This is a genomic window from Enterococcus sp. AMC2644, from assembly GCF_058216475.1.
In genome coordinates, this window is record NZ_CM177095.1 from 488,644 (window position 1) to 509,639 (window position 20,996).

24 protein-coding genes and 2 tRNA genes are annotated in these 20,996 nt (G+C 35.5%); 1 reads left to right on the forward strand and 25 read right to left on the reverse strand.

Annotated elements, in window-relative coordinates:
* Window positions 1-38 precede the first annotated feature (38 nt).
* The 6 genes from secA to AC4BC5_RS02450 all read right to left on the reverse strand — a co-directional run bounded on the left by secA (window position 39) and on the right by AC4BC5_RS02450 (window position 6,214).
* Entirely contained in the window at window positions 39-2,555 is a 2,517-nt protein-coding gene (gene secA, locus AC4BC5_RS02425; protein WP_490496588.1) for a preprotein translocase subunit SecA, read from the reverse strand.
* 194 nt (window positions 2,556-2,749) lie between these two features.
* Complete coding sequence (hpf, locus tag AC4BC5_RS02430; protein ID WP_490496589.1) at window positions 2,750-3,304, reverse strand: ribosome hibernation-promoting factor, HPF/YfiA family; 555 nt, start codon at window positions 3,302-3,304, stop codon at window positions 2,750-2,752.
* Window positions 3,305-3,431: 127 nt separating this feature from the next.
* Window positions 3,432-4,109 carry a ComF family protein gene (locus tag AC4BC5_RS02435; protein ID WP_490496590.1) on the reverse strand — a complete coding sequence of 226 codons (678 nt, stop codon included), beginning with the start codon at window positions 4,107-4,109 and terminating at the stop codon, window positions 3,432-3,434.
* Window positions 4,109-5,407 (reverse strand): ATP-dependent helicase ComFA, encoded by a 1,299-nt coding sequence (locus tag AC4BC5_RS02440; RefSeq protein WP_490496591.1) that lies wholly within the window; start codon window positions 5,405-5,407, stop codon window positions 4,109-4,111. The genes AC4BC5_RS02435 and AC4BC5_RS02440 overlap by 1 nt, the downstream gene beginning before the upstream one ends.
* A 92-nt stretch (window positions 5,408-5,499) precedes the next feature.
* Window positions 5,500-5,820: a PTS sugar transporter subunit IIB gene (locus tag AC4BC5_RS02445; protein WP_490496592.1), complete on the reverse strand. Its 321-nt coding sequence runs from the start codon at window positions 5,818-5,820 to the stop codon at window positions 5,500-5,502.
* A 103-nt stretch (window positions 5,821-5,923) separates the two neighbouring features.
* On the reverse strand, window positions 5,924-6,214 hold the full coding sequence (locus tag AC4BC5_RS02450) for a DUF7662 domain-containing protein (RefSeq protein WP_490496593.1): 291 nt from the start codon (window positions 6,212-6,214) through the stop codon (window positions 5,924-5,926).
* A gap of 113 nt (window positions 6,215-6,327) precedes the next feature.
* Here AC4BC5_RS02450 and AC4BC5_RS02455 point away from each other — a divergent pair, with 113 nt between their 5' ends.
* A complete protein-coding gene (locus AC4BC5_RS02455) occupies window positions 6,328-6,969 on the forward strand; it encodes a YigZ family protein (protein WP_490496594.1) in 642 nt (213 codons plus the stop codon).
* Window positions 6,970-6,987: 18 nt separating this feature from the next.
* Here the strand turns inward: AC4BC5_RS02455 and AC4BC5_RS02460 are convergent, their stop codons facing one another.
* From AC4BC5_RS02460 to atpA, 19 genes are all read right to left on the reverse strand, one after another.
* Entirely contained in the window at window positions 6,988-7,695 is a 708-nt protein-coding gene (locus AC4BC5_RS02460) for a GntR family transcriptional regulator (RefSeq protein WP_490496595.1), read from the reverse strand.
* A 111-nt stretch (window positions 7,696-7,806) separates the two neighbouring features.
* Window positions 7,807-7,971, reverse strand: coding sequence for a hypothetical protein (locus AC4BC5_RS02465; protein ID WP_490496596.1), 165 nt, complete (start codon window positions 7,969-7,971; stop codon window positions 7,807-7,809).
* A gap of 86 nt (window positions 7,972-8,057) precedes the next feature.
* Window positions 8,058-8,129: transfer RNA gene (locus AC4BC5_RS02470), tRNA-Gln, on the reverse strand.
* A gap of 1 nt (window position 8,130) precedes the next feature.
* Window positions 8,131-8,214 (reverse strand) — tRNA-Tyr (locus AC4BC5_RS02475).
* A 95-nt stretch (window positions 8,215-8,309) separates the two neighbouring features.
* Entirely contained in the window at window positions 8,310-8,543 is a 234-nt protein-coding gene (locus AC4BC5_RS02480; protein ID WP_490497488.1) for a DUF2969 domain-containing protein, read from the reverse strand.
* Between the two features lie 117 nt (window positions 8,544-8,660).
* Window positions 8,661-9,305 carry a CBS and ACT domain-containing protein gene (locus tag AC4BC5_RS02485; protein ID WP_490496597.1) on the reverse strand — a complete coding sequence of 215 codons (645 nt, stop codon included), beginning with the start codon at window positions 9,303-9,305 and terminating at the stop codon, window positions 8,661-8,663.
* A gap of 3 nt (window positions 9,306-9,308) precedes the next feature.
* Window positions 9,309-10,010 carry an ABC transporter ATP-binding protein gene (locus tag AC4BC5_RS02490; RefSeq protein ID WP_490496598.1) on the reverse strand — a complete coding sequence of 234 codons (702 nt, stop codon included), beginning with the start codon at window positions 10,008-10,010 and terminating at the stop codon, window positions 9,309-9,311.
* Window positions 10,010-10,786 (reverse strand): ABC transporter ATP-binding protein, encoded by a 777-nt coding sequence (locus tag AC4BC5_RS02495; RefSeq protein ID WP_490496599.1) that lies wholly within the window; start codon window positions 10,784-10,786, stop codon window positions 10,010-10,012. The genes AC4BC5_RS02490 and AC4BC5_RS02495 overlap by 1 nt, the downstream gene beginning before the upstream one ends.
* A complete protein-coding gene (locus AC4BC5_RS02500) occupies window positions 10,767-11,744 on the reverse strand; it encodes a branched-chain amino acid ABC transporter permease (RefSeq protein WP_490496600.1) in 978 nt (325 codons plus the stop codon). The genes AC4BC5_RS02495 and AC4BC5_RS02500 overlap by 20 nt, the downstream gene beginning before the upstream one ends.
* Before the next feature lie 9 nt (window positions 11,745-11,753).
* Window positions 11,754-12,656, reverse strand: a complete 903-nt coding sequence (locus tag AC4BC5_RS02505; protein ID WP_490496601.1) for a branched-chain amino acid ABC transporter permease — start codon at window positions 12,654-12,656, stop codon at window positions 11,754-11,756.
* Between the two features lie 120 nt (window positions 12,657-12,776).
* Window positions 12,777-13,961: an ABC transporter substrate-binding protein gene (locus tag AC4BC5_RS02510; RefSeq protein WP_490496602.1), complete on the reverse strand. Its 1,185-nt coding sequence runs from the start codon at window positions 13,959-13,961 to the stop codon at window positions 12,777-12,779.
* 219 nt (window positions 13,962-14,180) lie between these two features.
* Window positions 14,181-14,465, reverse strand: a complete 285-nt coding sequence (gene yidD, locus AC4BC5_RS02515; RefSeq protein ID WP_490496603.1) for a membrane protein insertion efficiency factor YidD — start codon at window positions 14,463-14,465, stop codon at window positions 14,181-14,183.
* A gap of 111 nt (window positions 14,466-14,576) precedes the next feature.
* Window positions 14,577-14,756 carry a DNA-directed RNA polymerase subunit beta gene (locus AC4BC5_RS02520; RefSeq protein WP_207941103.1) on the reverse strand — a complete coding sequence of 60 codons (180 nt, stop codon included), beginning with the start codon at window positions 14,754-14,756 and terminating at the stop codon, window positions 14,577-14,579.
* Window positions 14,757-14,769: 13 nt separating this feature from the next.
* Window positions 14,770-16,071 carry a UDP-N-acetylglucosamine 1-carboxyvinyltransferase gene (gene murA, locus AC4BC5_RS02525; RefSeq protein ID WP_490496604.1) on the reverse strand — a complete coding sequence of 434 codons (1,302 nt, stop codon included), beginning with the start codon at window positions 16,069-16,071 and terminating at the stop codon, window positions 14,770-14,772.
* A 94-nt stretch (window positions 16,072-16,165) separates the two neighbouring features.
* Complete coding sequence (locus AC4BC5_RS02530) at window positions 16,166-16,399, reverse strand: DUF1146 family protein (protein ID WP_490496605.1); 234 nt, start codon at window positions 16,397-16,399, stop codon at window positions 16,166-16,168.
* A 242-nt stretch (window positions 16,400-16,641) separates the two neighbouring features.
* Window positions 16,642-17,064 (reverse strand): F0F1 ATP synthase subunit epsilon, encoded by a 423-nt coding sequence (locus AC4BC5_RS02535; protein WP_490496606.1) that lies wholly within the window; start codon window positions 17,062-17,064, stop codon window positions 16,642-16,644.
* Window positions 17,065-17,077: 13 nt separating this feature from the next.
* Complete coding sequence (gene atpD, locus AC4BC5_RS02540) at window positions 17,078-18,484, reverse strand: F0F1 ATP synthase subunit beta (RefSeq protein WP_490496607.1); 1,407 nt, start codon at window positions 18,482-18,484, stop codon at window positions 17,078-17,080.
* 26 nt (window positions 18,485-18,510) lie between these two features.
* Window positions 18,511-19,413 (reverse strand): F0F1 ATP synthase subunit gamma, encoded by a 903-nt coding sequence (locus tag AC4BC5_RS02545; RefSeq protein ID WP_490496608.1) that lies wholly within the window; start codon window positions 19,411-19,413, stop codon window positions 18,511-18,513.
* Window positions 19,414-19,428: 15 nt separating this feature from the next.
* The gene (atpA, locus tag AC4BC5_RS02550) at window positions 19,429-20,991 is read right to left on the reverse strand and encodes a F0F1 ATP synthase subunit alpha (RefSeq protein ID WP_490496609.1); all 1,563 of its coding nucleotides are present in this window, start codon (window positions 20,989-20,991) and stop codon (window positions 19,429-19,431) included.
* Window positions 20,992-20,996: the final 5 nt, after the last annotated feature.

Consider the following 20,996-nt stretch of genomic DNA (forward strand, 5'->3'; position numbering starts at 1 on the left):
AGAGTACAAATAAATTGTCTCTTTATTTCCTATTTTTTCTACTTACCTTTACCGTGGCAGTTCTTATATTTCTTTCCACTTCCGCAAGGACATGGATCATTACGACCAACTTTAGTTACTTGAACTGGACGCTTTTCAGCTGTATTGGTGTCAGTTTGCTCTGTTGGATGCACCTCAGTCTGAGCTACTTGCTCACGTTGGACATTTTGTCGAATTTCAGCTTTCATGAATAAGCGTGTAACATCATATTCAATTGCACCAACCATGTTTTCAAACATAGTATAACCTTCTGTTTGATATTCAACGAGTGGGTTATTTTGACCATAAGCACGTAACCCGATTGATTGACGTAATTGATCCATTGCATCAATATGGTCCGTCCATTTTGAGTCGACAACTCGTAAAATTACTACTTTTTGGAATTCTAGTAATTGTTCTGGACTATTTAATTGCGCCACTTTTTCATCAAATTTTTCTTGTGCCCGTTGCATTAAATATTCTTTCACTTGTTGTGGATCTTTATCTTCAAGATCAGCAACAGAGATAGAATCTTCATGAACCAATACACTACCTGCAAAATCAACAATTCCGATCCGGTTTAATTGATGAGCTTCTACATCCGTATGACCATCAACTACGCGATCAATTGTCCGTTTAACCATACTCATTAATACATCAGACAATGAACTTTCTTCCATAATTACTTGTTGACGTTGACGATAAATTACTTCACGTTGTTCACGCATCACGTCATCATATTGCAAGACATTTTTACGAGTGTCGTAGTTATTTCCTTCCACACGTTTTTGTGCTGATTCTACTTGTTTTGAAAACATTCGGCTTTGAATCACAGAATCCTCTTCATCAATGTTTAAACGATCCAAAAATACTTTAATTCTTTCTGAACCAAAACGTTTCATCAAATCATCTTCTAAAGACAAATAAAATTGTGAAACACCGGGATCCCCTTGACGTCCTGCACGTCCACGTAACTGATTATCAATACGACGAGATTCATGGCGTTCAGTCCCAATAACAGCTAAACCGCCAACTTCAGCAACCCCTAAACCTAATTTAATATCAGTACCACGCCCAGCCATGTTAGTTGCAATCGTAACAGCACCTTTTTGACCAGCGTTTAAAATAATTTCAGCTTCTTTAAAATGGTTTTTCGCATTTAAAACTTCATGCGGGATACGTTCTTCATCTAGCATATTTGATAATAATTCTGAAGTCTCTACAGCAACTGTCCCCACTAAAACAGGCTGTCCTTTACGATGACGTTCTTTAATATCTTGAACTACAGCTTTAAACTTACTGCTTAATGTTGGATACAACAAATCTGCACGGTCATCACGAACAACTGGTTTATTGGTTGGAATTTGGAATACTTGAATATTATAAATTTCTCTAAATTCCTCTTCTTCTGTCTTCGCCGTCCCTGTCATACCTGCTAGTTTTTTATACATACGGAAGAAGTTTTGGAAAGTAATAGATGCCATTGTTTTTGTCTCATCTTCAATTTCTACGCCTTCTTTGGCTTCAATTGCTTGATGTAGCCCATCAGAATAACGTCGGCCATCCATAATTCGACCTGTAAATTGGTCTACGATCATTACTTTATTATCTTGTACAACATAATCAATATCGCGAATCATGATATAGTTTGCCCGTAATGATTGATCTAGATGGTGTGTTAATGCTGTGTTTTCAATGTCATATAAATTATCTAAACCAAATGTCTCTTCAGCTTTTTCAATTCCTGTTTCAGTTAGACTAATTGTTTTTGATTGAACATCAATTTTATAGTCCTCTTCTTCTTTCAAACGTTTGATAAAATTATCAGCACGTACATATAAAGCTGTTGATTTTTCTGCTTGTCCAGAAATAATCAACGGGGTTCTTGCTTCATCGACTAAAATTGAGTCTACTTCATCGACAATAGCATAATTCAATGGTCGTTGTACCATTTGATGGCGATATACTACCATGTTATCACGCAAATAATCAAAACCTAGTTCATTGTTAGTGCTATATGTGATATCACATGCATAAGCTGCACGTTTTTCTTCTGAAGATTTTGAGTTGATATTTAGACCAACTGTCATTCCTAAGAAATTATACAATTCCCCCATTTCAGTTGAGTCACGTGTTGCTAAGTATTCATTCACAGTTACAACATGAACGCCTTCGCCTGTCAAGGCATTTAAATAAACAGGCATTGTCGCAGTTAATGTCTTACCTTCACCGGTACGCATTTCTGGAATGTTCCCGTCATGTAAGACTATCCCTCCCATTAATTGTACATGATATGGATATAGTCCTAGTACTCGTTTCGCCGCTTCACGGACAACTGCAAATGCTTCTGTTAATAATTCGTCTAAAGTTTCTCCTTGTTGATAACGTTGACGGAATTCATCAGTTTTTGCACGTAATTCTTCATCTGACAATACACTCATTTGGTCTGCTAATGCTTCGACTTTATTTGCCATTTGATCTAGTCGTTTAATTTCTTTTTTATCATTTTCAATCAGTGTTCTAAAAAAGTTGGCCATTCCTTTACGATTCTCCTTTTAAACATTGTTCTACTTCCTAATATAACATAGGAAAGTCTCCAATCCATTTTATCACTTGTTTCCTTTGATTGCTACTTTTTCCGCTAATTCACACTGAGCGATTTTACTTTTTAAGGAAAGCGTAAAAAAATAAAAAATCCAAGCGTTCCCACCTGGATTTTTCATTTAATTTATTAATCTGTTTCAATTAAGCCATATTTGCCATCTCTACGACGATAAACAATGCTTGTGCCATTTGTTTCTGCATCTTCAAAGATGAAGAAGTTATGGCCTAGCATATTCATTTGTAATACAGCTTCTTCACTGTCCATTGGTTTTAATGAAAGACGTTTCGTACGAACAATATCTAATTCAGGACCGTTGTCTTCTTCGGCTTCCTCAGCTACTGCAAAAATTGTTGCTTGTACATCCGGTAAAGCTGTTTCTCTAGATTTACGGTTAATTTTTGTTTTGAATTTGCGGATTTGACGTTCTAATTTATCGACAACCAAATCAATACTTGCATATAAATCTGGTGATGTTTCTTCCGCACGTAATACAAGATATGGAAGTGGAATTGTGACTTCTACCTTCGCTGTTTTCTCTGTGTAAACTTTTAAATTTACATGAGCTGTTGCATCGGGTGCATCACTAAAGTAGCGTTCTAATTTCCCTACTTTTTTCTCCACGTAGTCGCGAATTGCCTCAGTAACTTCAATATTTTCTCCGCGTACATTATATCTAAACATAACAATTGCCCCTTTCATCTACCAATTAAAGAGGAATAAGGACCACTCTATATTCCTCTTCTTATTTCTATTATATCGAACTTTGTTATAAATGCAAAAGAAATCGGTATCAAAAACAGAAAATATTTTATCTTGCTAAAGATAAAGTTCTTATTTCTCTTGGCTGATAAGGAATTAGAGCATCGGCTGCATGGAATAAAGTTCGTCCTGTTGTATAGACATCATCGACTAATAAAACTCGTTTTCCTTTAAGCTGATTTTCTTTAGCTACAACGTCAAATGGTTGTGGTGTTAGCAACCTTTCTGCACGGTTTTTTTCTGCTTGTGGTAACGTATTGATTTTTTTCTCTAGTATCTTTTCTACTTTAATATTGGCTGCTTCTAGCATACCTTCTACTTGGTTGAAACCACGCTTAAGATAACGTTCTTGAGATAAAGGAATCGCACAAACGATATCAAATTTTTCTCTCTTGAAAAAATGACGCAATTCAGCAACAAATGTTTTTCGCAAACGATAGTCTCCTAAAAACTTGTATTGATGAATCCATTGTTGAAAGGACTCATCATATTGAAAAAAAGCTTCATGTTTAAAATTATAAGCTGGATAAATTTTATGCCAACGCAAACAATCCTGGCATTGTGTCGATTTTCCGACCTTTTTACATGTTGGACAGCTTAATGAAGTGATAGTTGAAAGTGATTCTGAACAGGATGGACATCTAGCTTCTTCTAGATGAAAAGGCCAGAATAGTTCTTGCATGGTCAAATTACGAATAATTATTTTTTGACACCAATTACATCGCATTAGTCTACCACCTGTTTTGCCAAATCATTCATTTCTTTAATTTCTCGACAAGCTTGACGAATTGCCGTTGTTTGTTGATTCAAGAAAAAAATAACTCGACCATAGTTAAAATCACCTTTGCGGTCAACCCTACCAGCAATTTGAACAAGTGCTGATTTTGTATAAACCGGATGATTAGCTCCCATAATAATCACCGAAACTTTTTCAAAAGTCACCCCTCTTTCAAGAATGGTTGTAGTAAACAATACTCGATATACTTGCTCCCTCATTGCCTGCACTTTTTCTTTTCGTTGCGCATCTTGGGATGATACACAAGCAATCATCTCTGGTAGAAAATGCACTTTGACTGCTGCATATAGTTTCTTCATATAAATGATGCTAGGACAAAATACTAAAACTGCATTATTTTTGAGTAATTCGTTTAACAAACGAAGCAATTTTCTTAATTTCCATTTACGCTGATAACATGTCTGCCAATATTCATACCAACAGACCTCTGGATTAATTAAAGGACGTCGGTGATAACGAATGGGTAACTTCATAATTGCAAAAGTATCTTGGACTTCTTTTAATAGCTGTTGGGATGGTGTTGCAGTTAAATATATATAGTGGCCTATCGGTTTAATTGCTTGGTCCACTGCAAAACGTAATTGGGGATTACCTTCATAAGGAAAAGCATCAATTTCATCTACAATTAGTAAATCAAATGCGTGATAAAAGTGAAATAATTGATGGGTTGTGCAGACAGTTAGTTTACTATAACGATATTTTTCTTCTGAATCACCATACAATAATAACGTGTTTTCTTTAGGAAACGCCTGTTGAATTCTTGGAAACAGCTCACGACAGACATCTATTCTTGGTGAAGCAACACCCACACGTCCTCCTATTGATAATACCTGTTTGATAATTGGAAAGATCATTTCAGTTTTTCCTGATCCCGTAACAGCCCAAATCAAAAAATGTTGCTTTTTTTGTCTATTTTCTAAAATAGTGTCCGCAATCTCTTGTTGTGGTGGTGTTAATGTTCCTTGCCAGTTAAAAATAACCTTACGATGTTTGTATTCTGTTTCTTCTTTAGACAGTAAAACATCTTCAGTTGTCAAACGTCCAAATTGTAAGCAATCTACACAATAATAATTTCCATTTGGCAATAACTGTTCTTGCTTAGAAAATAGACTTCCACATCGCTGACATCTCCCCTGTGCTAAATCAATGGCTTCCCGTAAAACCATATTAGCTAGTGGTGCAGGCAATTCATTTTTAGAAAGAGCAATTTGTCTACCTAACTCATTCATCTCAGCATCCCTCCTACTTATAACTACGCAAAAAAGCGAGGAAATTTTATCGATTTCCTCGCTTTACTAATTTTTATTTATGAAGGGGTGAATTATTCGCCAATCAAATCTAACGCTTGTTGTAATACTTTCTCACCATTCATCATTCCGTAATCTGCCATGTTGATTACTTCTAAAGGAATGCCTTTTGGTGCTAGGCGTTTTTCGAAATCGCCTTTCATAAAACGAACTTGAGGACCTAATAGCAACACATTAACATCTTTATTGGCCAAGTAATTGTCTGCATCAGATGCTGACACTGCAAAAATATCCGTATCTAAACCTTTCGCCTCGGACGCTTGTTGCATTTTTGTCACTAATAAACTGGTACTCATTCCTGCTGAACATACTAACATAATGGTTTTTTTTGCCATGATAAATCTCCCCTTAATCATTCAATATTAATTATCATTATAGTATTTAATAACAACCCATAATTCTATTATAAAATAAACTTATTCTTTGTCAACGCTTCCTTCAACTTAGCTCTAGCCAAGTTGATTTCACTAATGGACGAAATACAACATATTCTTTCTCTAAATTAACATGAACTACTTCATATTTTGCATTAATCCATGCATAGGCTCCTTTTTCAGGATGTTTATAATCATTTGCCCACCAGTCAAGCGTTATTCTAGCAGTTCTAGGTAAACCATTCGCTGGAAATAATAATTCGTCAAATTGAGTAAACGTTAACGTCACTTGCGAACCACCATTATTTGCTAGATAATTTGTAATAACATCATACTTTTTTTTACGTCTCACCATGGTTTACCCCTCCTTATATTTATTATTACGCTTTCATAACTAAATTGCAAGACTTGCATCCATTTGAAAATTGATCACTTTTTTTCTATACTAGAGAAAAGGAGTGAGCTATCTTGATTGAGACCTATTTGACCATTAAAGAAGATGGACAAAGTGAAATAGAAATTAAAAAATCACGCTTTATTTGTTCATTAAAACGAATTGAATCAGAAGATGAAGCAAAAGATTTTATTCAATCATTAAAAAAAGAACATTGGAAAGCTAACCATAATTGCAGTGCCTTTGTATTAGGTGAAAAAAATGAAGTTCAACGTTCGAGCGATGATGGCGAACCAAGCGGTACTGCCGGAGTCCCTATGTTAGAAGTTTTGAAAAAAAACGAATTACTTAATGTCGTAGCAGTGGTTACTCGCTATTTTGGTGGAACAAAACTTGGTTCTGGTGGACTCATTCGTGCCTATTCAAGTGCTGTTTCTCATGCATTAAATGAAATCGGTATTGTTGAGGGGAAACTTCAAAAAGAAATTTTTGTGCAAATAGACTATCCATTATTAGGAAAGTTACAACATTTCTTGGATCAAAATCAACTTTTCGTTAAAAATACTCAATTTTTAGAAAGTATTACCTTATGTGTCATGGTACAAAATGAAGAAGGTTTTAAACAAGCAGTTATCGATTTGTTAAATGGTCAAGTATCATTTGAAGATGGGGAATATTCCTATGTAGAGATTCCTATAACAAATAAAACAAGCTGAAGCATGCTCCAGCTTGTTTTATTTGTCTAAAAAGAACTCAAAACGATTACCCACATATTGACTACGAACATACTCAAAGGGTTGCCCGTCTGATAAAAAAGAAACTTGTCTCATGCGTAAAATGGCATCGCCTTTTTTGATGTCTAAATAATCAGCAATTTTTTCTGATGCAATCATTGCTGAAATAGTTTGATTTGCACCCCCAATTTTTTTCTCTCCCTTTTCTTCTAGCGTTCGATAAAGAGATGAAGTGATTTCTGATTTACTATATTTACGAATTAATTGTTCAGGTACACTCGCAACTTCAAAACAAATCGGAATATCATCTGCCAAACGAATACGTTCCATTCTCAAAATAATATCATCTTTTTTTAAGTGTAACTTATCCATCTCACTAGAACTTGGAGAAGTAAAGAAATAAGAAATAGCGCGACTAGATGGCACTCTTCCTTGCGACAACATAATTTCGGTAAAGCTGGTTGTGCCCGTCATTTTTTCTTGAACTTTTCTACGTGCAACATACGTCCCTGAACCAATCTTTCTTTCAAGAATCCCATCATCAGCTAATGTTTGAATAGCTTGACGTAGTGTCATTCGACTTACACCAAATTGGGTAGATAGTTCGCGTTCTGAAGGAAGACGATCTCCTATTTTCCAATAATTTGCTTCAATTTTTTCCTTAATTGCATCATGTATTTGAATATATACAGGCAATGTATCTCCCATTTTTTTATCCCCTCCTTCTTTTCTCTTTATTATATCTACTATCTCGCGAAATTCCAACAAAACTCGTTATAAAAAAAACTTTCAACATAAAACTGTTGAAAGTTTTCTCGTTTAGTAGTTTTTAGAGCGCCACTTGATGGTATGTTTAGTTGGACGTGGCCGTGTTACCTTTACATCTTTTCTCAACAAATTAACTGTAACATCTTTCTTAGAGATTTCATGAATGTGTTCAGCTGTTTCTGTTATTTTTTCTTTTAAATTAAATGGTAGTTTCATCTTAAACACTCCTTTTTATTTAGAGTATCGTAAAATTAAAATTTATTCAAATAAAAAAAGACACGTCTTAAACGTGTCCATAAAAACTGGGGTAGCTGGATTCGAACCAACGCATGAGGGAGTCAAAGTCCCTTGCCTTACCGCTTGGCTATACCCCAATGGTGGAGGAGAGTGGATTCGAACCACTGAACCCTAAGGAACGGATTTACAGTCCGTCGCGTTTAGCCACTTCGCTACTCCTCCAAAAGGTTGTTTAATCAACCTGACTTAGTTATAATACAATATTCTTTTTTACTTTGCAACACTTTTTTTCAAGTTTTTTTTACTATTTCTAGAAATTATTCATGTAAGTTCCATTGACGGATAATCGACTCAATTGCAAGATCTAAACTCTTACTTGCACCTAATTCTTCATTATCCATAAAACTTTGAAATTCCTTTGGTCCGTATGCTAAAACTTCGCCAATTTTTTTCTTCCCAATATATAACTCAGTTACATCATAAGTTGAACCGCTAATTGTTTTTTTTGTATCCTCAATGCGTACTTCAATGTCTTTATTTTTTTTCAAAATTTTCACCTCGAGTTACATTCTATCATAAATTTATTTATTTCCTAGTAGAAACTGCACTTCTTTGCTATTTTCAGGAAAAAACAGCTCCTCAAACATTTTTGAGGAGCTGTTTTATCTTTATTGATTCGTTAATACAGCATTTACAACATTGTAACCCGCTTCTTCTAAAGCTTGTCGAATAGTAACAACTTCTTGAGATTCCACTTGAATTTCAAGAATTGTCGCATCACTTACACGATTGACTACAATTGTTGCAATACTAAAGTCATTATTTGCTAATAGTTTTGCAATATCAGCTAAAATTCCTTTTTGGTCTTCAGTAATTTGTATGGTTACTCGCGTACCACCATTGTTATAACCAGTGATTTTTAGAAAAGCATCGAAAATATCATTATTGGTAATGATTCCTTGTAAATTTGAACCTTCTACAACTGGTAATACACCAATATTTTTCGCACGCATTAATGCAATGGCATCTTCCAGCAATGCATCTGGCGAAATCGTCTCGATATCTTTTATCATTACATCGCGTACAGTTGTTTTGTTTAACAAATAATTAACTTCATAAACGCTCAAGCTTGTCGCTTTTGAAGGCATCGCTTCTTGAATGATTCCTTCTGTAATCAATCCTACTAATTGATTATTTTCTAAAACTGGTAAACGATGAATGTCATGCTTTTTCATCAAATCTACTGCATCAAAAATTGGTGTGTCAGGCGTTACAGTAACTAAATCTGTGGCCATAAAATCACTTACGCTCATTCTTTACCCTCCTAAGTATGCTTTCTTGACAGCTTCACTAGATAGCAATTCTTGTCCCGTTCCTTCAAGAACCACTTTACCTGTTTCTAATACGTATCCTCGATCAGCAATCGATAAAGCCATGTGTGCATTTTGTTCAATCAACAAGACAGTCGTTCCTTGTTGTTGAATTTCTTGAATAATAGAAAAAATTTCACGGATGAAAATTGGTGCTAATCCCATTGACGGTTCGTCTAACAATAATAGTTTAGGCTTAGACATCAATGCACGGCCCATCGCTAACATTTGTTGTTCTCCACCAGATAAGGTTGCTGCATCTTGATTTTTACGTTCTTTTAAAACAGGAAACTTGGCAAAAACTTGTTCATAATCAGCTTTGATATTATTATCTTTGCGTAAAAATGCACCCATTTCTAAATTTTCCTGAACTGTCAAGCCAGCAAAAACATGACGCCCCTCTGGCACTTGAGACAGACCAGAAGCAACAATCCGTTGTGGTGCAGCTTTCTCAATCGCTTGTTCTTCAAATGTAATTGAACCTTCTGATGGACGAATCAATCCTGATATAGTTCTTAAAATCGTTGTTTTTCCCGCACCATTTGCGCCAATCAATGAAACAATCTCGCCTTGGTTTACGTGGAAGGAAACGTTATGCACGGCTTGAATCATACCGTAACGAACCGATAGATTATCAACTTTTAACATTAAATTTCCCCTCCTAGATAAGCCTCAATTACACGAGGATTATTCTTAATTTCATCTGGATTTCCTTCAGCGATAACTTGACCATATTCTAACACATAAATACGTTCACAAACATCCATAACCAAATTCATATCATGTTCAATTAAGACAATTGTTAAACCAAAATCTTTTTGAATTTGACGAATTAATTTTGTTAATTCAGCAGTTTCTTGTGGATTCATCCCAGCTGCAGGCTCGTCTAGGAAAAGAATTTTAGGATTCGTTGCTAATGCTCGCACAATTTCTAATCGACGTTGTTGGCCATATGGTAAATTCTTAGCTAATGTTTCCTCTTTATCTTCTAAATCAAAGATACTTAAAAGTTCGCGTACTTTTTGTCGCATCATTTCTTCAGTTTGATAAAATTTCGGTAAACGTAAAATTGTACTAAAGAAGCCTTCTTTATTTTTGGAATTCATCGCAATTAAGACATTATCCATAACTGTCAAATCTTTAAATAAACGAATATTTTGAAAAGTTCTAGATAAACCTAAATCTGCAATCTTATAAGGTTTAATTCCATTTAAGCGCGCTTCTTTACCATCCATATCTAACAATACATCTCCACTACTTGGTTCATAAACACCTGTTAGTAGATTAAATAGTGTCGTCTTCCCAGCACCGTTTGGACCGATTAAACCGACTAATTCATTATTTTCTAATGTGATATTGACATGTGAAACAGCGGCAAGACCACCGAAATTTTTTGTTAATTGATTAACTGTTAGTAGAGGCATTTGAGTCATCCTCCTTTTTAGAAAATTTATTAAAGATACGTTTGACTGAAAATTCCCATGTTCCCAACAAGCCACTTGGTTTGAAAATCATAATTGCAATAATAGCTAAAGCGTAAATAATCATACGCAAGTTTCCAAAATCTTGGAGATACATATTTAAGAAACCTAATACGACAGCTGCTAAAACGGCACCTGTTGTACTACCAATACCACCAAATACAACAATAATCAAGACATCAATAGACTTCATAAACCCATAATCTTGTGGAAATACAGATTGTTGATAACTAGCAAATAATGAACCCGCAACACTTGCCAATACAGCTCCTAATACAAAAGCCGTAACTTTATATTTAGTTGTGTTGACCCCCATCGATTCGGCAGCAATTTCATCTTCACGAACAGATAGAGTCGCACGACCTGGACCACTATGAATGAAGTTAGAAACAATTAAAACAGACAATACCATCATAATAAAAATAACTTGCCAATTACTAAATTGTGGTAAGCCAAAAATTCCTGCTGGACCATTCGTAATATCACTCAGATTAATTATTAAAATACGAATAATCTCTGAAATCCCCAATGTAGCAATCGCTAAATAATCTCCTTTTAAGCGTAATGTTGGAATCCCTACAGCTAAAGCAATCACACCAGCTAACAACATTCCTAAAAGAATGCCCATTGCAAAGCCACCAAATGTTGGATTATCACGCGTTATAATCGCTGTAGCGTATGCTCCGATAGCCATAAAGCCAGCATGACCTAGCGAAAATTGACCAGAAAAACCGATAATTAAGTTCAAACTCACTGCTAAAATAATATTAATACCAATATTAGCAATAATCGCATCCGTAAATAAATTGATTATGCCACCATTGTATAAAGCAAATAAACCAAAATAGATGACAGCCGCAATTGCTAACCATGTCAGATTGTATTTTAAATTTTTCTTCATTGCTGACACCTACACTTTCTCTTTAATATTTTTGCCAAGAATTCCAGCTGGACGAATCAATAAAATTATAATTAAGACTGCATATACGAGTGCATCTTTGTAATCAGAAAAACCTAAAGCAGTAGACATCGTTTCAATTAAACCAATCGCAAAGCCACCTAGGGCTGCTCCTGGAATAATACCAATTCCACCTAAAACTGCCGCAACAAAAGATTTCAAACCAGGCGCCACACCCATCATTGGATCAATTGAGTTATAATATAAACCAATTAACATACCACCAGCTGCAGCTAAAGCTGAACCTAAAGCAAAAGTAAACGAGATAGTTCGGTTTACGTTAATTCCCATTAATTGAGCTGCATCTGTATCAACACTTACCGCACGCATAGCCTTTCCCATACGAGTTTTTTGAACAATTAGTTGTAACAAAATCATTAATGCTACTGAAATACCTAAAATCAATAATTGAATATTACTTACTGAAACAAAACCAATCGAAAATGTTTTTCGTGCAATTGCCTGTGGAAACGGACGAGTATCTGGTGAGAAGAAATAAATCATTACATTTTGTAATAAATAAGATACCCCAATTGCTGTAATTAATGCAGCAATTCTTGTTGATTTTCTTAAAGGCCGATACGCTAAAAATTCTACAACGACACCTAACAAAGCACTGGCTGCCATTGAAATAAGCATTGCTATAAAAAAGCCCCACGCATTTGGTAAAATTCCCCAAGTATTAAAAGAATTAATCAAAAAGTATCCGATAAAACTCCCAATCATATAGATTTCGCCATGAGCAAAGTTAATAAGTTTAATAATTCCATAGACCATTGTGTAGCCTAACGCCATCAAGGCATAAATGCTACCTAGAAATAGTCCATTAATTAGTTGCTGGATCATTACTTCCATCTTTATCACATCCAAATAGTTCATTTTTATTACTTTTTTAACCACTGTAACAAAAATAAAAGCTGTGACAAAACCGATTGTTTGATTTTGTCCCAGCTCTTATTTGTTCAATTCATCCAATTATGGACTTACTGTATCAGCTGAACTTTCTTTACCATCTGTAAAACCGATAACAACAGCTGATTTTTCTGGGTTATGGTTTGCATCCATTGTAATGTTACCTGTAATACCAACAAAGTCTTTCAACTCAGCAAGACCTTTTGTAATTGCTGCTGAATCAGCAGAGTCTTGTGATTCAATTGCTGACTTAATCATGAACATTGCATCATATGCCAACGCATTGAAAGTAGATGGCTCTTTACCATATTTTTCTTTAAATGCATCAATAAATGGTTGTACAGTATCGTTTGCTGGAGCTAATGCAGAGAAGTGACCTGTATAGAATACATCTGATACATTTGCAGCACCTGCAAGTTGAATCATTTTTTCATCACCAAAACCATCCGCACCTAAAATCGGTTGTTCAATCCCCATTTCACGAGCTTGTTTAATAATCAATCCGGCTTCTTCATAGTAGCCTGGCAAATACAATACATCAAAGTCAGCATTTTTAATTTTAGTTAACTGAGCTTGGAAATCTTTATCATTTTTTGTGAAGTTTTCTCTTAAAACAACTTCCCCATCATAAGCACTTTCAAAGGCTTTTGTTAAACCAATAGCATAATCACTTGAATTATCTCCAAAAATAACTGCTTTTCCTGCTGATAACGTTTCATCAGCGTAATTTGCTAAGATAACACCTTGGAAGCTATCTTGGAAACAAGAACGGAAAACATACTCTTGTACTTTGTCTCCATTAACAGTAATTGCATCATCTGTACCTGAAGGTGTAATCATTGGTACTTGTGCTTTTGTAACATTCGGAATAGCAGCTTTACTTGCTCCAGTCGTTGCTGGACCAATAATTGCAACAACACCATCGTTCGTTGTTAAGTTAGCTGCTGCCGTAGCCGCTTCATTACTATCAGATTTATTATCTTTTACTACTAATTCAACTTCTTTACCTAAGATACCACCATCAGCATTGATTTTTTCAACTGCTAATTCAACGCCTTCTTTTTCTTGTGTTCCGTATCCGGCAACTGCTCCAGACAATTCAAGGTTCAAACCAATTTTGATTGTGTCACCTTCTTGTGTGTTACCGCCACCTGAGTTGCCGTTTGAGCTACCGCCACCGCTTGGGCCTGCGCTACAAGCACCTAGCAAAAACAAACTAGCAAATAAAAATGCAAATTTCTTTTTCATACTGAGTTCCTCCCTTTTTACTCCCCTGAGTATGAAATTAATATACAGAATTTTTCAGTAATTGTCAATGAATTTTCAGAATATTTTATACATTTTGACAATCTAATAATAAATTGATAAGAGCAAGCTTAAATAATCATTTTTCATTGCAGTTTCACTAATCAAAGATACTAAATTTTCATAAAAAAATGAAAAACAACTTCACATTGTGAAATTGTTTCATTTTTTATTTTCTTTTCGGTACGTATAATTAGGACGGTTTTCATCTATCGTATTTCTTTTCAAAGTAAAGTTTCGTGGCACATAGTCAATACCACCGCGAACAAATGGATGGCACCGCAAAATTCGCGAAGTTCCCATCAAAACACCCTTCATTGCACCATGAACTTGAATGGCATCAATCATATAGCTCGAACAAGTTGGATAATAGCGGCAACTTGGTGGAAATAATGGTGAAATGAAACGTTGATATCCTTGAACAAAATATATTAAAATTTTTTGCATTTTTTTCCCTCTTTTCATTCAAAGTATAGCTGTTTTTTATTTTTGATACAAATATAAAAACACTAAAACAAAAAGAGAAAAACAGTAGCTAATCCTGTCTTTCTCCTTAAATTATATATTAAAAAAGTCTAAAATATGTTGCCAGAGTTCACGGTTGAAAACATGGAATGGAGAACCATCCCCAATAACACCATAACCAATCATTAAACCAATGAAAAACAGCAAAATTGCACCGAATACGATGGATAGAATTTTAATTAGGGTCTTTAGAATGTCTTCACTTATTTCCATTCTGCCATCCTCCTTATGATTGTGTAACAACCGCTTCTTCTACAGTTTCTTCGGAGCCATTCACTCGCTCGACATTTGCACCTAATTTTTGAAGTTTTTCATGGAACTTATAATATCCACGATCCAAATATTTCAAATTACGAACGCGCGTACGTCCAGTAGCTTTTAATCCTGCTAAAATCAAGGCTGCGGCTGCACGTAAATCAGTTGCATAAACTAAAGCACCTTGTAATTGATGTCCACCTTCAATAATTGCTACGTTCCCATCAATCTTCACATGAGCATTCATACGAACCATTTCATCTAAATGTTGGAAGCGATTTTCAAAAACAGTCTCAGTTACAACACTTGTACCGTTAGCAAGTACTTGAATGGCAGTCATTTGCGCTTGCATGTCTGTTGGGAAACCAGGATGCGGCATCGTTTTAATATCTGTTGCTTTTAATTCTTTCGGTCCAATGATTCGTACACCATTGTCTTCTTCAATTACTTTTGCACCCATTTCTATTAATTTAGACAATAACGGGCGATTATGTTCAGAAATAGCATCTTGAATCAGCACATTTCCTTCTGTCATTGCAGCAGCTACCATAAACGTTCCGGCTTCAATACGGTCTTGAACAATTGCATGGTCAACTGCATGAAGATGGTCAACCCCTTCAATACGCATTGTTTCCGTTCCTGCTCCGTAAATTTTAGCACCCATTTTATTTAAAATGTTAGCAAGATCCACAATTTCAGGTTCTCTAGCTACATTATCAATAGTAGTTGTACCTTGTGCTTTAACAGCAGCCATCATAATATTTTGAGTAGCTCCTACACTTGGAAAATCTAAATAAATATTGTTTCCTTTTAATTGGTCTGCAATTGCTTCAATATAGCCATCTTTTTGAATAATCTTAGCACCCAGTGCCTGAAAACCTTTTAAGTGTAAATCAATTGGACGTTTTCCAATCGCACATCCACCTGGCATAGCAACTTTAGCGTGTCCATTACGTGCCAATAAAGGACCCATTACAACGATTGATGCACGCATCTTACTTACATATTCATATGGAGCTTCAATTTCTAATTGTCGTGATGCATCAATTGTGACTTCATTTTTATCAGTATCAAAATCAATATCTACATTTAAGTGTTGAATTACTTTATTCATTGTAAATACATCTGAAAGAATTGGGACATTTCTTAATGTTGTGGTACCTTCTTCCGCTAATAAGCTGGCAGCTAAGATCGGTAAAACCGCATTCTTTGCTCCTTCAATTTTTACAGTTCCTTTTAACTGATTACCACCTTGAACGATAATCTCTTCCATCTTGTTCCCTCCAAATAGAACGCTATGTAACATTTCAATCAAAATCTTTTTTATTATAGCATATTCATCTTATTTTAAATAGTAAGCAGAACTTTTAAAAGCCTACTAAGAATAAATTCTTGCACAAAATAATAATTTCTAGAAAAAAATTGCTGGCAGTAAAGCCAATTGCTACAGAAATTAAAACAAGAATTAAGCGAATTTGGGTAGTATGAAGGGCTTTAAAAAATGTTTCGATTCTTACAGAACCTAACGCCCAAAAAGTTAGATAAATAAAAGCCAAATGACTAACAATTCGGATGAATGCATCAATACCATAAACTTGCATATAAAAACCCCTTCTTTACAAAAATTCAACATATAGATAATACCATAGATTCAGAAAATAAAAAAATATTGTTCCTGTAAAAAGTTTTTAAAACACTTTTTAAAAAACTTTCTAATGTTTTCTTCATAATTGCAATAGACTAAAAACTTTGGCAAATCTATATTTCATAGCATTATATTTTTTTTAGTCTTTAAATAATTATGAAAAAAAAGAACCTTCTCATAAAGAGAAAGTTCTCACTTTTAAAGATGATTCGAAACATTAATTCGATTCAAAGCGCGATGCAAAGCGACAGTAGCACGTTTTAATTCATCGACATTATCATGGGCTTTCGCTTCAGCAATCATTCGTTCTGCACGCTCTTTCGCTCGTTGCGCACGTGCAATATCAATTTCACGTTCACGTTCAGCACTATCTGCAATAATTGTTAGAACATTATCACGAACTTCCATAATGCCACCATTTACGGCTACCCAGTCAATATGTTTTTCTGAGTCTATTCGATTTACTCGTACTTCATCAATAATCAATGGCGCAATAATTGGAGCATGGTGAGGCAAAATCCCCATTTCACCATCGATTGTCTTTACAACAACGATTTTTGCATGGTGATCATACACCACGCCATTAGGTGTCACAATATTGACCGTCAAATGTTGATCCATAAGGCACCTCTTTCTAGTATCCTAAGTTTTTCGCTTTTTCAACGACTTCTTCGATACGTCCGACACTACGAAAAGCTTCTTCTGGAAGTTCATCATATTTTCCATCAAGGATTTCTCTAAAACCTTTAATTGTTTCCTTAATCGGAACATATGAACCTGGTTGGCCGGTAAACTGTTCCGCTACGTGGAAGTTTTGTGATAAAAAGAATTGAATACGACGAGCGCGTGATACCAACACTTTTTCTTCATCAGATAATTCGTCCATCCCTAAGATAGCGATAATATCTTGTAATTCACGATAGCGTTGCAGTGTACGTTGGACTTCACTAGCCACTTGATAATGCTCTTCACCAACAATTTCAGGAGCTAATGCACTTGAAGAAGAGGCTAGAGGATCCACCGCAGGATAAATTCCTTGTTCTGTTAATTTACGCTCTAAGTTAGTTGTTGCATCTAAATGCGCAAATGCCGTTGCTGGAGCAGGGTCAGTATAGTCATCAGCAGGAACATAAATTGCTTGAATGGATGTAATAGAACCTTTTTTCGTTGATGTAATACGTTCTTGTAATTGACCCATTTCAGTAGCTAATGTTGGCTGATAACCTACGGCTGAAGGCATACGACCTAATAAAGCTGAAACTTCCGAACCAGCTTGAGTAAAACGGAAAATATTATCAATAAATAATAATACATCTTGTCCTTCAACGTCACGGAAATATTCTGCAATAGTCAAACCAGTTAGGGCTACACGCATACGTGCGCCTGGCGGTTCATTCATTTGACCAAAAACCATGGCTGTTTTTTCAATAACTCCAGATTCTTTCATTTCATAATAAAGGTCATTACCTTCACGAGTACGCTCACCGACACCCGAAAACACTGAAATCCCACCATGTTCTTGCGCAATATTATTAATTAGTTCTTGGATTAATACGGTTTTACCTACACCAGCACCACCGAATAATCCGACTTTTCCACCTTTTAAGTAAGGAGCTAGCAAGTCGATAACTTTAATCCCAGTTTCAAGAATTTCTGTACTTGTACTTAATTCATCAAAATCAGGGGCTTTTTTATGAATCCCGTTACGCTCGATATTTTCCGGAAACGGTTCATTTAAATCAATTGTATCTCCTAAAACATTAAATACACGGCCTAATGTTTCTTTTCCAACAGGAACAGAAATTGAAGCTCCTGTATCAATGACTTCCGTACCACGTTGCAAACCATCTGTAGACGCCATTGCAATCGTACGCACGACACCATCACCAAGTTCTAATGCTGTTTCAAGTACAACTTTTGTTTTTTCATCATTCTTTTTGTAGACAATCAACGCATTGTTGATATCTGGTAAAGATTGATCCAAAGAAAATTCCACGTCAACTACGGGACCGATGACTTGAACAATCTTGCCTGAACTCATTTGTTTTCCTCCATTCATTCACGAAATTATTCGAGAGCTGCTGCTCCACCCACAATTTCAGTAATTTCTTGGGTAATTGCCCCTTGACGTGCACGATTATAAGAAATCGTTAAATCATCAATAATATTTCCTGCATTATCTGTTGCGGTTTTCATTGCTGTCATACCAGCAGCATGCTCAGCAGTTTTTGCATCAACAATTGCACCATAAATCAAACTTTCTGCATATTGTGGAAGTAATTGGTTTAAAATTGCTTCTTTCGAAGGTTCAAAAATGTACTCTTGCTCATAAGTTTTTGCTTCGTCTGGATTAATTGTTGTAATAGGTAACATTTTTTCCATACGAAATTGACTGGTTAATGAATTGACATGATGGTTGTAACATACATATAACTCGTCAAACACTTCATTTTGATACATTGAAACAGTCATATTGACAATTTTTCTTACCTCTTCAAAGCTTGGTTGATCTGATAAATTACGTAACTCATAAGCTAAGGAGATGTCTCGTGCTTTAAAAAATTCTGCACCAGTAGCTCCAATTGAAATCATTACATATTCGTTAGAAGATTTATGGTCTTTTGCCAACATTGTCATCATTTGTTTTAAAATAGAACTATTATAGCCACCAACTAATCCACCATCTGAAGTAATAACAATGTAGCCTGTTTTTTTCACTGGCCGACTAACTAACATACTATTAAAATCTAGTTCTTGTTTCTTTTCTGATTTTTCCATCTCAATCAACTGACTTTTGGTAATATGCGTTACTAATTCACGCACTTTTTTAGCATAAATTTGAAACTGATTAGAGTGCGCTTCTGATTTCGTCAGTTTCGAAGCCGATACCATTTGCATCGCTCTGGTGATTTGACTGGTCTTCTTTGTGGAAGTAATCCGTTGTTTTATTTCATTTAGAGAAGCACCCATTATTCTTCACCTCGTTTACGATTGCTCCATCGTTGCTAAATGCTCTTTAATAAATTCTTTATTTTGACTACTTTTTCCTGCCATAAACAACTCTAAAAATTCTTTAATAGCTTGGTTTAAATCAGCTTCTGCTGGTAAATCATGAGTTGTGCGAATTGTTTCAAATAATTGTGCATAATTTGCTTCCAAATAATCAAACAACTCTGCTTCAAAGTCCAAAATACTATTAACAGGCACACTATCAATAAAACCACGCGTTAAAGCATATAAGATAACAACTTGTTTTTCAACAGGAAGTGGAGAATGTGATTTTTGTTTTAAAATTTCAACGGTACGACGACCACGATTTAATTTTGCTTGTGTCGCTGCATCTAGATCAGAACCAAATTGAGTGAAAGCTTCTAATTCACGGTAACTAGCTAAATCTAGACGTAAGGTTCCAGCAACTTTTTTCATTGCTTTAATTTGCGCAGAACCACCTACACGTGATACGGATAAGCCCGCAGCTACGGCAGGACGAACACCTGAATAGAATAAATCACTTTCTAAGAAAATTTGACCATCAGTAATTGAAATAACGTTTGTCGGAATATAAGCTGAAATATCTCCTGCTTGCGTTTCAACAAATGGTAAAGCAGTCATTGAACCGCCACCTAAATCATCACTTAATTTTGCAGCACGTTCTAATAAACGAGAATGTAAGTAGAAAACATCTCCTGGATAAGCTTCACGACCTGGAGGACGACGTAGTAATAATGAAAGTTCACGATAAGCAACTGCTTGTTTTGATAAGTCATCAAAAACAATTAATACATGCTTACCGTTATACATGAACTCTTCTCCAATGGCTGTTCCAGCATAAGGAGCGATATATAACAATGGTGCAGGCTGAGATGCCCCTGCAGACACCACGATTGTATAGTCCATCGCACCATATTTACGTAGCGTTTCTACTTGTGTACGAACTGTTGAGTCTTTTTGTCCAATTGCCACATAAATACAAATCATATCTTGGCCTTTTTGGTTGATAATTGTATCAATTGCAATCGATGTTTTCCCAGTTTTTCTGTCACCGATAACTAATTCACGTTGTCCACGACCGATTGGCACAAGTGCATCAATCGCTTTTAAACCAGTTTGCATTGGCTCAGAAACTGATTTACGTTGCATAACACCTGGTGCTTCAGCTTCTACTGGACGGAATTTATCTGTTTTAATTGGACCATAGCCATCGATTGGTAGTCCCAACGGATTAACTACACGACCAATTAAAGCTTCCCCTACAGGTACTTCCATAATACGACCTGTTCGTTTTACTGTATCGCCTTCGCGAATGGATTCAAAATCTCCTAAAATAATGATCCCTACATCATTAGACTCTAAATTTTGCGCCATACCGAAAGCACCATTTGAAAATTCAAGCAATTCGCCACTCATCGCATTTTCTAAACCATGCGCACGGGCAATTCCATCACCAATGTAAGTAACCGTTCCTACTTCTTCGACGGAAATCTTACTTTGATAATTTTTTATCTGATCTTTAATCAAAGCACTGATTTCTTCTGCTTTAATGGCCATTCGAT

Bases quoted from the DNA above. Each gene is read 5' to 3' on its own strand.
- AC4BC5_RS02465 (WP_490496596.1), bottom strand. From the start codon at position 7,971: ATGAAACTACCATTTAATTTAAAAGAAAAAATAACAGAAACAGCTGAA.
- yidD (WP_490496603.1), bottom strand. From the start codon at position 14,465: ATGCAAAAAATTTTAATATATTTTGTTCAAGGATATCAACGTTTCATT.
- atpD (WP_490496607.1), bottom strand. From the start codon at position 18,484: ATGAGTTCAGGCAAGATTGTTCAAGTCATCGGTCCCGTAGTTGACGTG.
- AC4BC5_RS02520 (WP_207941103.1), bottom strand. From the start codon at position 14,756: ATGGAAATAAGTGAAGACATTCTAAAGACCCTAATTAAAATTCTATCC.
- AC4BC5_RS02435 (WP_490496590.1), bottom strand. From the start codon at position 4,109: ATGCGATGTAATTGGTGTCAAAAAATAATTATTCGTAATTTGACCATG.
- atpA (WP_490496609.1), bottom strand. From the start codon at position 20,991: ATGGCCATTAAAGCAGAAGAAATCAGTGCTTTGATTAAAGATCAGATA.
- AC4BC5_RS02535 (WP_490496606.1), bottom strand. From the start codon at position 17,064: ATGGATCAACATTTGACGGTCAATATTGTGACACCTAATGGCGTGGTG.
- AC4BC5_RS02530 (WP_490496605.1), bottom strand. From the start codon at position 16,399: ATGCAAGTTTATGGTATTGATGCATTCATCCGAATTGTTAGTCATTTG.
- AC4BC5_RS02510 (WP_490496602.1), bottom strand. From the start codon at position 13,961: ATGAAAAAGAAATTTGCATTTTTATTTGCTAGTTTGTTTTTGCTAGGT.
- secA (WP_490496588.1), bottom strand. From the start codon at position 2,555: ATGGCCAACTTTTTTAGAACACTGATTGAAAATGATAAAAAAGAAATT.
- AC4BC5_RS02445 (WP_490496592.1), bottom strand. From the start codon at position 5,820: ATGGCAAAAAAAACCATTATGTTAGTATGTTCAGCAGGAATGAGTACC.
- AC4BC5_RS02440 (WP_490496591.1), bottom strand. From the start codon at position 5,407: ATGAATGAGTTAGGTAGACAAATTGCTCTTTCTAAAAATGAATTGCCT.
- AC4BC5_RS02490 (WP_490496598.1), bottom strand. From the start codon at position 10,010: ATGTTAAAAGTTGATAATCTATCGGTTCGTTACGGTATGATTCAAGCC.
- AC4BC5_RS02545 (WP_490496608.1), bottom strand. From the start codon at position 19,413: ATGGGTGCTTCTCTAAATGAAATAAAACAACGGATTACTTCCACAAAG.
- AC4BC5_RS02460 (WP_490496595.1), bottom strand. From the start codon at position 7,695: ATGGGAGATACATTGCCTGTATATATTCAAATACATGATGCAATTAAG.
- AC4BC5_RS02500 (WP_490496600.1), bottom strand. From the start codon at position 11,744: ATGAAGAAAAATTTAAAATACAATCTGACATGGTTAGCAATTGCGGCT.
- AC4BC5_RS02450 (WP_490496593.1), bottom strand. From the start codon at position 6,214: ATGGTGAGACGTAAAAAAAAGTATGATGTTATTACAAATTATCTAGCA.
- AC4BC5_RS02495 (WP_490496599.1), bottom strand. From the start codon at position 10,786: ATGCCTCTACTAACAGTTAATCAATTAACAAAAAATTTCGGTGGTCTT.
- AC4BC5_RS02485 (WP_490496597.1), bottom strand. From the start codon at position 9,305: ATGAGCGTAAGTGATTTTATGGCCACAGATTTAGTTACTGTAACGCCT.
- AC4BC5_RS02505 (WP_490496601.1), bottom strand. From the start codon at position 12,656: ATGGAAGTAATGATCCAGCAACTAATTAATGGACTATTTCTAGGTAGC.
- hpf (WP_490496589.1), bottom strand. From the start codon at position 3,304: ATGTTTAGATATAATGTACGCGGAGAAAATATTGAAGTTACTGAGGCA.
- murA (WP_490496604.1), bottom strand. From the start codon at position 16,071: ATGGAAGAGATTATCGTTCAAGGTGGTAATCAGTTAAAAGGAACTGTA.